Source organism: Paenibacillus sp. FSL H7-0690, assembly GCF_037980415.1.
Taxonomy (GTDB): Bacteria; Bacillota; Bacilli; order Paenibacillales; family Paenibacillaceae; genus Paenibacillus_AQ; species Paenibacillus_AQ odorifer.
On the sequence record NZ_CP150281.1, the window covers coordinates 2,495,420 to 2,509,477 of the forward strand.

At 42.2% G+C, this 14,058-nt stretch carries 11 protein-coding genes; 4 read left to right on the forward strand and 7 right to left on the reverse strand.

What is annotated here, in order from left to right:
* Positions 1-172 precede the first annotated feature (172 nt).
* The gene (locus MHI32_RS10850) at positions 173-361 is read left to right on the forward strand and encodes a YqzE family protein (RefSeq protein WP_036689445.1); all 189 of its coding nucleotides are present in this window, start codon (positions 173-175) and stop codon (positions 359-361) included.
* Between the two features lie 68 nt (positions 362-429).
* Here MHI32_RS10850 and MHI32_RS10855 read toward each other — a convergent pair whose 3' ends face one another.
* The 3 genes from MHI32_RS10855 to MHI32_RS10865 form a co-directional block, all read right to left on the reverse strand.
* Positions 430-1,452, reverse strand: coding sequence for a hypothetical protein (locus MHI32_RS10855; RefSeq protein ID WP_076195020.1), 1,023 nt, complete (start codon positions 1,450-1,452; stop codon positions 430-432).
* A 156-nt stretch (positions 1,453-1,608) separates the two neighbouring features.
* On the reverse strand, positions 1,609-2,673 hold the full coding sequence (locus tag MHI32_RS10860) for a YqhG family protein (RefSeq protein WP_076129984.1): 1,065 nt from the start codon (positions 2,671-2,673) through the stop codon (positions 1,609-1,611).
* Positions 2,670-4,415, reverse strand: a complete 1,746-nt coding sequence (locus MHI32_RS10865; RefSeq protein WP_076129985.1) for an SNF2-related protein — start codon at positions 4,413-4,415, stop codon at positions 2,670-2,672. The genes MHI32_RS10860 and MHI32_RS10865 overlap by 4 nt, the downstream gene beginning before the upstream one ends.
* Before the next feature lie 386 nt (positions 4,416-4,801).
* Here MHI32_RS10865 and MHI32_RS10870 point away from each other — a divergent pair, with 386 nt between their 5' ends.
* The gene (locus MHI32_RS10870; protein ID WP_076129986.1) at positions 4,802-7,459 is read left to right on the forward strand and encodes an adenosylcobalamin-dependent ribonucleoside-diphosphate reductase; all 2,658 of its coding nucleotides are present in this window, start codon (positions 4,802-4,804) and stop codon (positions 7,457-7,459) included.
* 825 nt (positions 7,460-8,284) lie between these two features.
* Here MHI32_RS10870 and MHI32_RS10875 read toward each other — a convergent pair.
* On the reverse strand, positions 8,285-8,650 hold the full coding sequence (locus MHI32_RS10875) for a hypothetical protein (RefSeq protein WP_340012329.1): 366 nt from the start codon (positions 8,648-8,650) through the stop codon (positions 8,285-8,287).
* A 75-nt stretch (positions 8,651-8,725) separates the two neighbouring features.
* Positions 8,726-9,181, reverse strand: a complete 456-nt coding sequence (locus tag MHI32_RS10880) for a hypothetical protein (RefSeq protein WP_339281933.1) — start codon at positions 9,179-9,181, stop codon at positions 8,726-8,728.
* A 328-nt stretch (positions 9,182-9,509) separates the two neighbouring features.
* Here MHI32_RS10880 and MHI32_RS10885 point away from each other — a divergent pair, with 328 nt between their 5' ends.
* Positions 9,510-9,986 carry a hypothetical protein gene (locus MHI32_RS10885; RefSeq protein WP_340012330.1) on the forward strand — a complete coding sequence of 159 codons (477 nt, stop codon included), beginning with the start codon at positions 9,510-9,512 and terminating at the stop codon, positions 9,984-9,986.
* Positions 9,987-10,505: 519 nt separating this feature from the next.
* Here the strand turns inward: MHI32_RS10885 and MHI32_RS10890 are convergent.
* Positions 10,506-10,904: a cytidine deaminase gene (locus MHI32_RS10890; protein ID WP_036689594.1), complete on the reverse strand. Its 399-nt coding sequence runs from the start codon at positions 10,902-10,904 to the stop codon at positions 10,506-10,508.
* A gap of 239 nt (positions 10,905-11,143) precedes the next feature.
* Here MHI32_RS10890 and MHI32_RS10895 point away from each other — a divergent pair, with 239 nt between their 5' ends.
* A complete protein-coding gene (locus MHI32_RS10895; protein WP_339190514.1) occupies positions 11,144-12,094 on the forward strand; it encodes a 5,10-methylenetetrahydrofolate reductase in 951 nt (316 codons plus the stop codon).
* 86 nt (positions 12,095-12,180) lie between these two features.
* On the opposite strand, the gene MHI32_RS10900 is transcribed toward MHI32_RS10895, so the two are convergent.
* Positions 12,181-13,923: an SGNH/GDSL hydrolase family protein gene (locus MHI32_RS10900; RefSeq protein WP_339190516.1), complete on the reverse strand. Its 1,743-nt coding sequence runs from the start codon at positions 13,921-13,923 to the stop codon at positions 12,181-12,183.
* Positions 13,924-14,058 lie beyond the last annotated feature (135 nt).

Here is a 14,058-nt window from a genome sequence, read left to right on the forward strand (position 1 = left end):
CTTGCATGTGAATAACCTCGTGCCCTAGATTCTTTGTTAGATTGTGCTTTAATAGGTAAACCTATTCGAACAATTCGAGACAAGAGTTTAGATATATGCTCGGTGGTGCACACTAAGAGCATGGAACGACGCTGGCTATCTTAATTCACTTACAATGTAGGAGGTGTTACAAATGGCTTCCGGCGGCGATGAGCTTGTGAAGTATATCACTGAGAAGGTAGTTGTTTATATCGAGGATCCGCGTGCCATTCATGCTCGTAGAGCGGCTACAAAGCAGCCGTGGTCACAAAAATGGTTCGGTATGCTTCCGCTTGGTTGGTCGATCTGGCGAAGCAAATGGAGCCACAGTGACAAGGATTGAATTTCACAAATAACAAATAACCTTCCAGTGCCTAATCGAGCGTGGCAGCGGAAGGTTATTTGTTATGTTTAGTTATAGATATTTCTGTCGGGCAGCTTGTGCAGTGTTCCTATAGCCTGCAAGGCAGTGAGTGGCAAATACCGTCTTCCTTCTGGCCCTGATGCTGCGTAAACGGTAGGCATGTTGTTTATTGCTTTTGTTTTATTCGAAGCAGGCAACCAGTTTTGATAACCTGTAATCATGAAAGGTGCCCCTACGATATCATTTCGGCCAGCGGCTTGATAAGCAATACTTTCCTTGGGACGAATCAGTGCGGCGATATTGTCACCGCCTACAGCAAGCAGTTTTGGGGAGGTCAACCACATGATATCTTTATAAGGATCATCTGTTCCCCCGCTTTGATAGGCAGAAAGCGGAGACAAATCAGTAGTTAGGTTAGTGATTACATCCGTTTCTGTCTGCTGTCCTTTAAGCACTTCTTCCGCTTTACTTAGCGTCCACGGTAAAACTTGCGGCACGGAAGCATTGATAAATATTGTCTTATCGTCAATGACGATTTTCCATACGGGTAGAAGTGGTGCATATAAGGCTGTGAGTTTTATTTTTCCGGTATAAGATGAAGGTATAAGTCCTTCCTGCACCAAAAATTGGCGCAGTTCTAATAAACTATAGGGGAGTCCGTAAGTGCCAGCTCCATATTCGCTAAGCATATAACCACCTTGATCCGTAGCGGAAATGATCATGTAGCCGATCCGCTGTTCACCTTTCATAACGTTGACAAGCCAGCTATGAGTACCTGGACCCAGAGGATAATATTCTATTCCTGCGTCCTTCCAGGCTGTAAATGGAGCTTCTGCTGCGAGCTTGTTCAGTGTACTCTTGGCAAATTCTTGGACCGTACCGGGTGAAGGTAAGATATCCATCTGCAGTACAGGTATCAAATCCTGTGTGACTGAATCAACTACACTTACTCTGGAAGCGGCAAGCGCAGAAGAGGAACCGGAGCTCGTTGCGATGAGTCCGATGCATAGAAGCAGGAGGAAGCAGCTTTGACCTGCAAGAAGCAGCCTCCGCCGTACACTTATTTTCATGGCGTCGTTCACCTTTCTTTGTTATGAAATATCAGAAAGTAAAAGCTTCCTTTTTATTGTAGAGGACAAGCTATAAAAAGGCTGTTGCTTGCTGTCGCGCCGGAAGGCGGCATTTCCCTTGTTTTTTTGCCTGCTTTTAGCGAGTAGGGTCGCATTCTATAGGCTCCGCAGATGAAACAGTCCATAGGTCACCGCAGAAACTGCGATTTGCGGCTCATATTGCCAAATGGTCTCTTGTCGACGCCGATTATACTGCTCTTGAGTCGCTAGGCGTTTTTCTTCGTCAGGCTCCTTCAGCAACTCTCCATAATAGACATCAATGATGTCCAGTTCAACCCTTAGCCGCTCACGTGCCTGTTCTGCCCAAGTGTAGTCCAGTTCGGCTAACTGAGCGGTAAGATGAGTTTCCAATAAGTCGGTAGCGGCTGCTACTGTCATTTCATAAGGCTGGATATGCACATTTTCCGGTAAGCGTGGCATCATCTCTTTTGTGGAAACTTTTGCATTAAAGTCATCAATGATGGTTCCCTTTGTTAGGGAGATGCCAAGATAATGGAGTTCTTCACGTTTCAAATCGCAGCTCATCTCCACTTTATAGCAGACACTAAGCCATGGCTCGTAAGCGGCAGAGAACAGCGTGTTTCGCTGCCTGCTGCCCGGGTCCTCAAATAAGTAAAGGCATTTCCCTTCGTCCCGAGCGGCGTTCCAAATCTGTTGCAATCGCTTGCTTCCGTAAATAATATCCTCTCTGCGGATCATTCCTGGCCCAATTCGTGGGAGTGCCGGCACAATGCCGAAGTAGCGGGCTAGGATACTTTCCTCCGGGTCAGTAGATGGAGCATTCACTGCTTCTGAGCCCGGGGAGGCGGATTCGAGTAAGTCAGTGCTGGCCTCTGCATCGTTTGTTCCGCCTGTAGTTAGGCTTCCGGTGACAACTTGATTCAAAATGCCAGCACTACGATTTGCAATGGGGGGAACCTCTACTGCAGCTTGACTGTCGTATTTTTCCGGATCAAAAACAAAGGTGAAAGAAAGGGTCTCAGGATCTACACCTGTGCGCTCCACGAATCCCCAATAATACGGCCGGTCGGTAAGCATTTTGTCAGCTCTAGGTGATAATTTCACAGTTACGTGAAGGGGCGAAGCCTCAATGATGGAGCATTCAGTGGCTTCAAGATAGTCCATCACATGCTTGCGTACTTCCTGTGCGGTGAGGGTCATGTCGCAGTCCCACTTTCTTTTTTAATACCCTGTGTCAATTCACTGAGGGATTCACCAATATGGTCCAGCTCATGCCGCAATTCTTCGTCGGAGCGGGATTCGAGCATGATTTTGTATAAACTTTTCTCCAGCGATTCCTTCTTTTCAAAACGTTCCAGGATTACATCCAGCCCGCCAATCACCATTTCAAACATATTGATTTTTTCATGCAGCAGATGCAGGATATGTTCTTCAATCGTGCCTTGCGTAGACAAGTTGTAGATCACTACGTCATTTTCTTGCCCTAACCGATGGACACGTCCGATACGTTGCTCCACGCGCATGGGATTCCAGGGCAGATCAAAGTTGATCATATGGTGGCAAAATTGCAGGTTAATTCCTTCACCACCGGCTTCCGTTGCAATCATAACTTGAGCGCGGCCGCGGAAAAGATCCATCATCCAATCTTTTTTTCCACGGTTCATTCCGCCGGAATAAGAGACACACATCAGCCCATGTTCACGGAAATACTGTAGTAAATACTCTTGAGTTGCTCGATATTCCGTGAAAACGATGACCTTTTCATTCATTTCTTGAATGAGGGCTAAGGTTGTTTCAGCTTTAGTGTTTGTTTTAACGGTACGGAGGGTCTGTAGCAGCTCCATCATCCGGTCTCTTTTTGGGGAATCCGCAGGCAGCTTTTTGATCAAATTAACTAAAGTGATAAAGACGGCATCCCGGCTGCTGCACACCTCACGTTGAAGGGTTACCAGAGAAAGCATGCTGCTAAGATTGCCGCCGGATTCCTGATACTGGTCTTTGACAAAGGAAGTAACACTGTTATACAAATCTTTCTCTTCTTGGGAGAGAACTAAGGGGATATTACGGACTTTTCGTTTCGTGAAATTAACTGGACCTTCACCACGGCGATTGCGGATCATGACCTTCGAAAGCTCGTCCCGCAGTTGACCTTCATTCTTGGGCTGGCGTTTATCAACCACGAAATTCGAGGCAAAATCGCCCTGATTTCCAAGTTGCCCCGGCTTCAGTATAGTGATCAGATTAAAGAGTTCGCCCAGATCATTCTGAACGGGAGTCGCGGTGAGCAGCAGGCAATATTTTTTGCGTAATTGCTGTACAAATAGATAATTGGTCGATTTTTTATTCTTCAGCTTGTGAGCTTCATCAATGATCAACATATCGTATTCATTTTCCAGCAAGATTTCCTTATGAGGATCTCGTTTGGCGGTATCCATCGATGCGACGACTATGGCGTTGCCCCAAGAATAGGCTTTTTTCTGAGCGACAGCAGTGATGCCAAATTTCGCATTTAGCTCACGAACCCATTGCAATACTAGAGAAGCAGGTACGAGAATAAGCACTTTGGAGACAAGACCGCGTACCAGATATTCTTTGAGCACCAGTCCTGCTTCAATGGTCTTGCCCAGTCCAACCTCATCTGCAAGAATCGCGCGGCCTGACATTTCGAACAGAACCTTATGCGCTGTATCCAGCTGATGGGGAAGTGGGGACAAGCCGGATAAATGCTTCATACATTGCAGCTCATCGAAGCTCGTTACTAGACCTGTTTCCTCTCCTTGTACGGCAAGCTTAGATAAACGGTAGTCTCCCCATGGGCCGCCCTTTTCCAATTTGAGCTCCAGATCTTGCAACCAATTCCGGTCAAAAGAAAGAGGAACAGGCAGTATTGGCGCGGGTGTTCCCCCTTGCTGGGGTAGAGAATTACGGAATAATTGCGTCATAATGCAGCCTCCTCAAGCTCGGATTTATATCACCATTCGTAAGAGTAGTATGCTCGTAAACGAGAGAATTCATAACCTCTTATTTTTCACGATAGCCTTTAAAAAAGAGAGCAAGAGCGAGAAAAAGCAGCAACGTTTGCGATAATTCGGCAACTTGACTCTATTTTCGAATAAGACCTTCGATACAATATGTGGTATAGTTTAAAAGCTGACGCACACAATATATTGTGACAAAAGCTTGAAAATGTATTTTTTATAGAGTGCTTAGCTGGTATTTGTTATTGACAAGATGAGCTTCCTACATACACCTGTTAAGCAGTGGAGGATGGTAAGGGGGTTTTTGTTGTGGGCCCATACCTTGGACCGGAAACTAATATCTACTACACATGCGGGAGGTTTTTTTATTGAGTAAAGTGGAACGTAAGCAACGCCTTGAAGGGCTAAGTGAAAAAATATTTTTGGATCGTTATGCTTGGAAGGATGCAGACAGCAACAATGCTAAAGTAGGCGATGTTGTATTGGTGCTGACCAAAGATGATCCGAAGTTTCCAACTAAGGAAGTCGGAGAAATTGTGGAGCGCAGTGGTCGAATCGTAACTGTAAAGACACGCAGCGGTGAGTTTGTGAAATCGGATGTTGAAAAGTTGACCCTTAATATAGAAAAAACTCCTGAGGAAATGTGGGACCGTCTATCCACAGCGATGGCTTCTGTAGAGAAGACACCTGAGCTTCAAGCAGAATGGGCGGGCAAATTCCGTTCAATCCTAGATGATTGGAAGCTTGTGCCGGGTGGACGTATTGCGGCTGGTGCAGGTGCTAGTGAAGAATTAACATTGTTCAACTGTTATGTAATCCCTTCTCCAAAAGACAGCCGTGGCGGCATCATGCAGACATTGTCTGAAATGACGGAGATTATGGCCCGTGGTGGCGGTGTGGGCATTAACCTGTCTTCATTGCGTCCTCGTCGTGCGATTGTTAGAGGGGTTAATGGTTCATCCAGTGGTTCCGTATCTTGGGGCGGTTTGTTTAGTTATACTACGGGGCTTATTGAGCAAGGCGGCAGCCGTCGTGGCGCGCTCATGTTGATGATTAATGACTGGCATCCCGATGTTGAGGACTTCATTACCGTGAAGCAAACGATGGGCCAAGTCACTAATGCTAACCTTTCGGTATGTGTGAGCAATGGTTTTATGAAGGCTGTAAAAGAAGATCTGGACTGGGATCTCGTATTCCCGGATACAACCGATCCTGAATATAACGAAATGTGGGATGGCGATCTCGACAAGTGGAAAGCTGCCGGCAAAAACGTTATCCATTATCGCACCGTAAAAGCGCGTGACGTGTGGCGTACGATCATTGAATCGGCATGGAAATCTGCTGAGCCAGGCGTCGTGTTCATGGAATACTATAACCAGATGTCTAACAGCTGGTATTTCAACCCGATTATTTGTACGAATCCTTGTGGAGAGCAAGGCCTGCCAGGCTGGGGAGTCTGCAATCTGTCTGCGGTGAACCTGTCCAAGTTCTACGATGAGAAAAATCATGATGTAGATTGGGAAGATCTTGCGACTACAACCCGTTATTCGGTCCGTTTTCTGGACAATGTAATTGATAAAACACCTTATCATTTCCCGGAAAATGAAGCGAATCAGAAAAAGGAACGCCGCGTGGGTCTCGGAACCATGGGATTGGCGGAGCTGATGATTAAATTGAACATCCGTTACGGCAGCCCGGAATCGTTGGAGTTTCTGGACAAGCTATACGGCTTTATGGCTCGTGAAGCCTACCTTGCTTCGGCAGAAATTGCTGGAGAGAAGGGTTCCTTCCTAGCTTTTGATACTGAGAAATATCTAATGAGCGGCTTTATGAAAAATATAGTCGAAGCGTATCCAGAGGTTGGCGAAGCGATTCGTGAACATGGTATGCGTAACGTTACAGTGATTACACAAGCACCTACAGGTAGTACAGGTACAATGGTAGGTACTTCTACGGGAATTGAGCCTTATTTTGCCTTTAAATATTTCCGTCAAAGTCGTCTTGGCTATGATGAACAGTTTGTTCCAATCGCTCAAGAGTGGCTGGAAGCTCATCCGGGTGAAGAGCTGCCTGACTACTTTGTAACTTCGATGGATCTGTCAGCTAAAGATCATATCCGTGCGCAAGCAGCGATCCAACGCTGGGTAGATAGCTCTATTTCCAAAACAGCGAACTGCCCGTCTGACTTTACGGTTGAGGAGACGGCTGAGCTATATGAAATGGCCTTTGATCTAGGATGTAAGGGTGTTACGATCTACCGCGATGGAAGTCGTGATGTTCAAGTTCTGGAAACCACGAAGAAGGAAGACAAAAAAGAAGCTGCTACGGTTGCGGCAGAGGAAGCTACAACTACTGTAGAAGCAAGTACAAGTGTGGTAGCAGCAAGTCCAGCGCCTCAAGTGACTACAAAAGAGGCGGATAAACAATACAAAAAACGTCCGCAGGTTCTGCGCGGCGCTACCTATAAAATCAACACACCATTTGGGATGGCATATATTACGATCAATGACCTTGATGGAATACCGGCTGAAATCTTCCTGAATGTAGGTAAAGCAGGTTCTGACGTCTTTGCTATGGCTGAAGCATTAGGCCGTGTCTGCTCCTTGTTCCTCCGTTACGGAGATCATGGTGAGAAAGTGGAGCTGTTGATTAAACATCTGAAAGGCATTGGCGGATCAGGAGCTATCGGCTTCGGCGCGAACCGGGTTGAATCCATTGCTGACGCTGTAGCTAAGGCTCTGGAATCACATGTGCTGAACAATGCTCATGATGATCATGTACCTGCTCCGATTGCGGCAACTTTGGAGCTGGAGGATTTCAATGAAGCATTAAATGCGGAGTTGAAATCGAGCGTTCCGTCAGCTACGGAAGATGGACATGGTGGTCATCATGGACATAACCATGCTACGGCTTCCCGTGACCTTTGCCCATCCTGCGGCAGCGCCTCGCTGATTAATATTGAGGGTTGTAAGACTTGTGGCAATTGCGGGTATAGTCGTTGCGGGTAAACGATAGAGCCAATAAGTGTTTTATGGAAAAATGTGATTTTTCATTTTAAATGAGAAATGGTTCATTTAAAGCGATAAAAATTCGTTTTAAAAGAGAAAAATCTCAGTCATTCAATAAATCGTATATTTATACATCTAAAATAAAAGCAACGAGTTTCACAATCTTTCTTATCAAGCCGGCAAGCCTAACTTTTTAGGGTTTTCCGGCTTTTCATTTAAGCGTAACTGCTATTTATAGGCGATTGATTCTAGTTGGTTTCTTAACTAGTTAAGGTTGATTCTCGATTTCTACCTAATTGTAGTAATCCTAATGATACTATAAAATCGATCAAAACGAACTCTTGTTCTTATTTTTTTATTTGAATTGTGGAGGTATATGTATGAAGTTTACTGAATCAATGTTAGATAATTATTCCCAACCACTAAGCAAGACTGAAGATCAGTAATGTAAAAATGCAATTGCAATGGTTGTAAATGCCCTAAAGCCATTAGGATTTCAAGAAAAGAGAAGTATTGTGGAACCAATGTACCCTGAAACTTAGGCGTATTTTCAAGAATTGGAGTCTCTTATGGAGGAAGACAAATTAAGGTTTTCTTGTAGGGCTCTTATGCGAATAATACTAATGTACGCACCCAAAGTGATGTGGACATTGCAGTTGTAGAGGAAGATACATTCAGAACTCAATATAGATCTGGTGTAAGTGATTCCAATTATGGATTTGTTAATGCGCCATCTCGTTCTAAAACGTTTAAGGATGAAATAGAAGAAGCTTTAAAAGACAAGTTTGGGACTGACGTAAGCAGGGAGAATAAATCGATTAAGATTTATGGTAATACATATAGAAAAGATGCTGATTCTGTACCATGTCGTAGATATAAAGATTTTAAGGACCTTTTATCACCCGTTTCTAAATATCTTTTTTTCCATTTATATAGCCTGGATACTGAACCAATACTCATTTTCAGCTCATCTGTTAATGAATCAATATACATTTGAAATTCTGTCGGTTTTATTTCACCTGAGATAACTGGAATTAATATTTTATAGCGGTTATCCATAATTTTATATTCTTCATTGAATAACAGGTCAGGATCGTATAAGCGGGGCAACAGTTTATTAGTAGATTCTTTCTTTACAACAAGCCGTTTTTCATCCCATGCGTCTATCAATTCAATCAATTTATAAATCACTGGAGCTTTCCAGTTGGACTAAATAAAGAAACAAAAACTGTAATAATTATACTTAATGAAAATATTCTTTTCATATTATATTCCCCCTTTATTATTTCTAACGATTAGATTTTTTCTTATTTTGATTAGATAATATAGAGTTAAGATAAATTGTATAATAGAAATACTCCAAGGAAGCAGAAAGAGCATTTCCACTTGATATTTTGGAAAAAATTCAATAGAAACGACAACTCCATATTCACTATCACTGTCATCTTGCATTGCATTGAAAAATAAAAAAAGTAAGAGGCTGGATAGCATAGTTACCAAAAACCAAATGGCATTGTACTTTATCCTCTGAGTCCTTATAAACAAAAAAGAATTAATAAAACATAATAAAAGTGGTATAAAGTACACCTTAAATGAGATATTTAATAACTCCGTTCCCCATCCCTCTATTCTTATCTTTAAAAAATAGATTAAGATCAGATGCAGTCCAACCACCAGTATTACATAAAGAATGGCTTGTAGTCCTGTCTTGAATGACTTCATCTTTCGTTCCCCTTTTCCATTCGTTCACTTAATGCTCTAATGATATCATCACCCTTCATCGAGATTTTCTTCTTACTTCAAGCACCTATATACCACCCCTGAAATTATATGGATTAATTTTAACTAAAACACTAAATATCCTTATAATGTAATCATCGGGAATTTTAAGGCGAAAATTAATAGTAAACCCCTCTTCCGAGTAACAGTACTAACTCAACCCCGACAATTGTAATTGGACTTAGCAATATAAAAGTCATAACAGCAGGCAATCTATTTAGTTTTGCAATTTCTAAGGATGGAAATGTGTGGGGCTGGGGAGCTAACACGAATGGCGAACTGGGAGATGGTACGAGAATTAATCCAGTTTCACCTGCATGGTAGCCTTAACTTAAAAGAGACGTGTAGAGGAGTTTTTATTTTGGGAGCGGCAGGGAGTACATTTAAACCAAAAATATTGAGCAAGAAACCTGGTATTTTAACATATGGGATGACACCACCGAAGGTAAGCCATTCACCAGAAAAGATATCAGAAATTGCACAGAAACAGGTTGAAAGACTTAAAAACGTTGATTTAGATGCTTTAATTCTTTACGACTTCGAGGAGGAGGTAGAAAGAGTTGATCATGAAAGACCTTACCCATATTTACCAACGATTGATCTGGCTATTTATGGTGATAAATATCTAGGACAAGTGGAGGTCCTAGGATTTCATTTGAAGGAGCAAACAGTATATTACATTATTACGTTAAATGAAAAGTGTACCCATTTTACGGTACTCTTTTTAATAGCGCATTTTCTCATTTAAAATGAAATATTAGATGATTATTAGTTACTGGGGATTTAAATTCTCAATTAAATTGAAACAGTCTCTCTTATTTTATAAGGGTTTTCTAACAGTGAATTCTCATTTAAAATGAAACATCACAGGAAAACTAGAAATGTGACTATGCATAGCTACTAAAAGCAAGCGATCATCGAGAGGAAGTGTTTATCCTTTTATCTCAATGGATCGCTTGTTTTTTATTATTGATGATGTTCATTGAGAGGTTTTAACTATATGAGTTTTAGATACTATAGAACTACATACAGACTATGATAAAGAATTTATTGAATTTAGGGTAAGAAATGCTTTGGAAATGATAAAGGTAGTATTTAAAGAAAAAGATAAGGTTGGAATTGCGATTTGGTAAGTAACAACGTATTTACGCGGTGTGTCTGGTCTGTGAACTCTGTGTTCTGACTAAGCTTTTTAACACAAAAACACGCGTACTTGTCTAACAAAGGTACGCGTGTTTTTGTTATTCCACTACGAGAGGAATTATTTTTACATATCTAAATTTTTGAATGCATAAGGCAATAAATCCCTTAAACTCAGCTCTAAGATTTCTTTTTTCTCATTGGTTAAATAGACAGGCATGTCGGGCAAACAGAATTCCGATAATACTTGTCTGCAGATACTGCATGGCGGCAGAAAATCCATTGTGTCACCTGCTACAGCTATAGCCTGAAAATCACCTTTAGTATAGCCCTTTGTAATAGCTGTGAAGATTGCTGTTCTCTCTGCACAATTAGTAGCGCCAAAAGATACATTTTCTACGTTTACTCCATTAATAACATTTCCATCTTTAAGCAATAAGGCTGCTCCAACTGGAAATTTAGAATATGGGGCATAAGCAGCTTTCTTTGTGTTACGTGCGCTTTCCATTAATTCTTCTTTATTCATAATACTCACCCTTTTTAAATAAGAATGAACCTTTCGGTCCCCTTATCGCCAACTTTAAGGTTGGCAGGACTTCTAATATTATAGTCACACCAAATGGTTGTCAACATGTACTACTCGATAAGTATCATTAGGGAATCATAGCTTTAAAATATAACTAGATATAGTAAATAGAAGTTACACATATTAAGCCTGCCATGGTAACCTTATCTTAAAAGCGACGAGTAGAGGGGTTTTATAATTTGGGAGCGGCAGAGAATACATTTAAACAAAAAATATTGAGCAAAAAACCGGGTATTTTAACATATGGAATGACACCACCGAAGGCAAGCCACGCACCAGAAAAGGTCTCGGAAATCGCCCAGAAACAGGTTGAGAGACTTAAAAATCTTGATTTAGATGCGTTAATTCTGTACGACGTTCAGGAAGAAGTAGACAGAGTGGATCATGAAAGACCTTATCCCTATTTACCAACGATTGATCCGGCTGTCTATGGTGATAAATATCTAAGACAGGTGGAGGTCCCGAAAATAATTTACCGGTGCGTCGGTAATGATACTAGAGCTCAGTTCGAGGATTGGGTTAAAACTGACGAAAATGAAGATAGATTTTCCGTGTATGTGGGCGCTTCGTCAAGTAAACAAGAGGTGAAATTGAATTTACCAGATGCTTATGAGCTAAGCAAACAGTTAAATAGTAATTTAACTTTTGGTGGAGTTGTCATTCCGGAAAGACATATAAAAAAGAATGATGAGCATATACGGGTTGTCGAAAAGACCAACAGTGGGTGCAACTTTTTTATTACACAGGCAACTTATAATGTAGAGGCATCTAAGAATTTATTGTCTGATTTATATTATTACTATACAAATAACGGTTTTGAGATGGTTCCTATTTTATTTAATCTTGCACCATGCGGCACCGCGAAAACATTACAATTTATGAAGTGGTTAGGGATCAGTATCCCGGGATGGTTAGAAAACGAGTTGAAATACTCGAATGATATTTTGGATAAATCAATCCAGCTATCGCAAAAAATCTTTGAAGAATTACTAGATTTCGGGCTGGAGAAGGGAATTCCTATTGGTTGCAGTATTGAAAGTGTTTCAACAAGTAAGTTGGAGATTGAAGCATCCGTACAGCTTGTTAAAGATGTGAAGGCTATTTTGGATAAGAAGCTGCCTACCAAATAGAAAAAGATTCCTCAAATTATTGAGAAACCCAGGTCATTTAAAGACCATGGGTTTCTTTTTAGGTTATATGCCACTAGGTCAAATTATTAAACATTATAGCCGAAGCCCAGTATAGTAAAAGACTTGTCCTGATCTTCCGGCACCATTCTGATTTCTACCTGATGCTCCCCGCTAACCTCATTTTGATAAAGAATTACCGGATTGCAATGTGTCCAATTATTCTCATGTGGATCAGCGGTGACTACAAGACAACCATCGACGTAAATGTTTGCCTTGCCGAATTCGCTGCTGCCAGAATCCTTGTATACAAGGATGAGATTTTTGCTTGTTATCGTCAGCTTGAAGCTGTGTTCCCCAGACGACGCTGAATGCATCCAATTATGAGGGAATTCCGGAGTTCCGAAAGGATTGGTATCCATTTCTACCCGCTGCAAATCGGTATCGATCCCCGAAAATCCGCCCACCTCGATCCTGCCTGCGTCAATATGGCTTTTGCGGTCCAGCAGGAGGGTTCCCGCAAAATCATTCCCGATGACCGGATGTTGATCCAATAGGAGATCATCTTCGTCCATTAGCGTTTTGTGGGTTTCGGAGAATAAATAAGCCAGACAATCAGCCATTACCCGGTGACCATCATTAGTAGGATGATAGATATCATAGAAAAATTGCCGTTTCGAGAGGATGTTCCCCTCATTTTTGCTTAGGCGGAATTGCCCGGATACCGCATCCTTTACACTAACCATAGGAAGATTATAAGCCCGGCCAATGGGGGAGAGCCGTTCCTGCAGGTTCCAGTCATTCATAAACACGCTGAACAGGAGAACTACTGCCGGTCTATTATCGGCGGAAAGTATTTTTAGGCATAAGCTTTCAAAACAGTTGCCTTTCGTTTCATCCCCTTCGTCGTTTACCGCAAATTCTACCACCACGATATCAGGTGTTACAGAACCTTCCCGGAGAATATCCCTTTCATAACGGATGACCCCAAGCTCGGACGGTGTTCCACCTACCCCAGCCTTCACAAAATGGATGTTCTCACCACCATTCGTACCGAATAATTCCTTAAATCTCAGATACGATTGGTAGGCATAACATTCTGTATGGATCGGCTTAGCACCTGCTCCCTGAGTAATGGAACCCCCAATATAAGCAATCGTGACATCCTCACCTTTTATAGCCTTATGGATGGCCGTTTTTAATCTTTTATTATTGCCCGGATGAAGCAAGGATTGGGTAATGATCTCCCGGTATTCGTTAGAATCAAACGCTACAGGCGGTTCAATGATTAGCTCTGGTACAGAATAACCGTCATGCAAATAAAAAATTATACTCGCGATGGCCAGTTCGCCTTCATGTTTAAATTCAAAAGCGAATTTGCCGAGCACCGCATCCTCTTCAGACCATTCCAAATCCTCTAACTTCAAGAGGACTTCGGAACCGTCGGAGGGACAGGGCACACGTATGCTGCTGCCTGTTTCGTATTTGCTGGTTTTGCCCCAGTTCTGCAATAGAAAAGAGATGGGCTCGTTCTGCTCAGGATCCCTTCTCACAGACACTCCGATACTATGGACTAATTTGCGAAATCCAACGCAGTTTCCTAGCAGCTCCAGTATTGTCTCATCAGTGACGCCGCCAATATATCTGGCCTTGTCGATTAGATAGTTACCTTCCAGATAAACTTCCTGTGAAGGTGGACCTTCGGCCCGGGCTGTCGCCTCAATCGCGGTTTCGTAGACCACAAAAAAACCGTTCCTGCGTTCAGCCGGATCCTTGGGCGCCTTTGGACCTTCAATCTTGCCTCCTGTAATGATCCCGTTATTGTTTTTCATATTGATCATCCTCGCTTTTTGTATAAGCTTTTCTTGTTATGGATGCGCTTGCAAAAAACATATTTTTATTAGAAGGAATACCTGTTAACAGTAACACCAAATATCCAGATTGTTCAACCGATAAACAAAGTTTCA

What these genes read in the sequence shown, in the direction of transcription:
- MHI32_RS10850 (WP_036689445.1), top strand. Translation starts at nt 173, where the DNA reads ATGGCTTCCGGCGGCGATGAGCTTGTGAAGTATATCACTGAGAAGGTA.
- MHI32_RS10865 (WP_076129985.1), bottom strand. Translation starts at nt 4,415, where the DNA reads ATGACGCAATTATTCCGTAATTCTCTACCCCAGCAAGGGGGAACACCC.
- MHI32_RS10880 (WP_339281933.1), bottom strand. Translation starts at nt 9,181, where the DNA reads ATGAAGTCATTCAAGACAGGACTACAAGCCATTCTTTATGTAATACTG.
- MHI32_RS10890 (WP_036689594.1), bottom strand. Translation starts at nt 10,904, where the DNA reads ATGAATAAAGAAGAATTAATGGAAAGCGCACGTAACACAAAGAAAGCT.
- MHI32_RS10855 (WP_076195020.1), bottom strand. Translation starts at nt 1,452, where the DNA reads ATGAAAATAAGTGTACGGCGGAGGCTGCTTCTTGCAGGTCAAAGCTGC.
- MHI32_RS10870 (WP_076129986.1), top strand. Translation starts at nt 4,802, where the DNA reads ATGCGGGAGGTTTTTTTATTGAGTAAAGTGGAACGTAAGCAACGCCTT.
- MHI32_RS10885 (WP_340012330.1), top strand. Translation starts at nt 9,510, where the DNA reads ATGGCGAACTGGGAGATGGTACGAGAATTAATCCAGTTTCACCTGCAT.
- MHI32_RS10900 (WP_339190516.1), bottom strand. Translation starts at nt 13,923, where the DNA reads ATGAAAAACAATAACGGGATCATTACAGGAGGCAAGATTGAAGGTCCA.
- MHI32_RS10860 (WP_076129984.1), bottom strand. Translation starts at nt 2,673, where the DNA reads ATGACCCTCACCGCACAGGAAGTACGCAAGCATGTGATGGACTATCTT.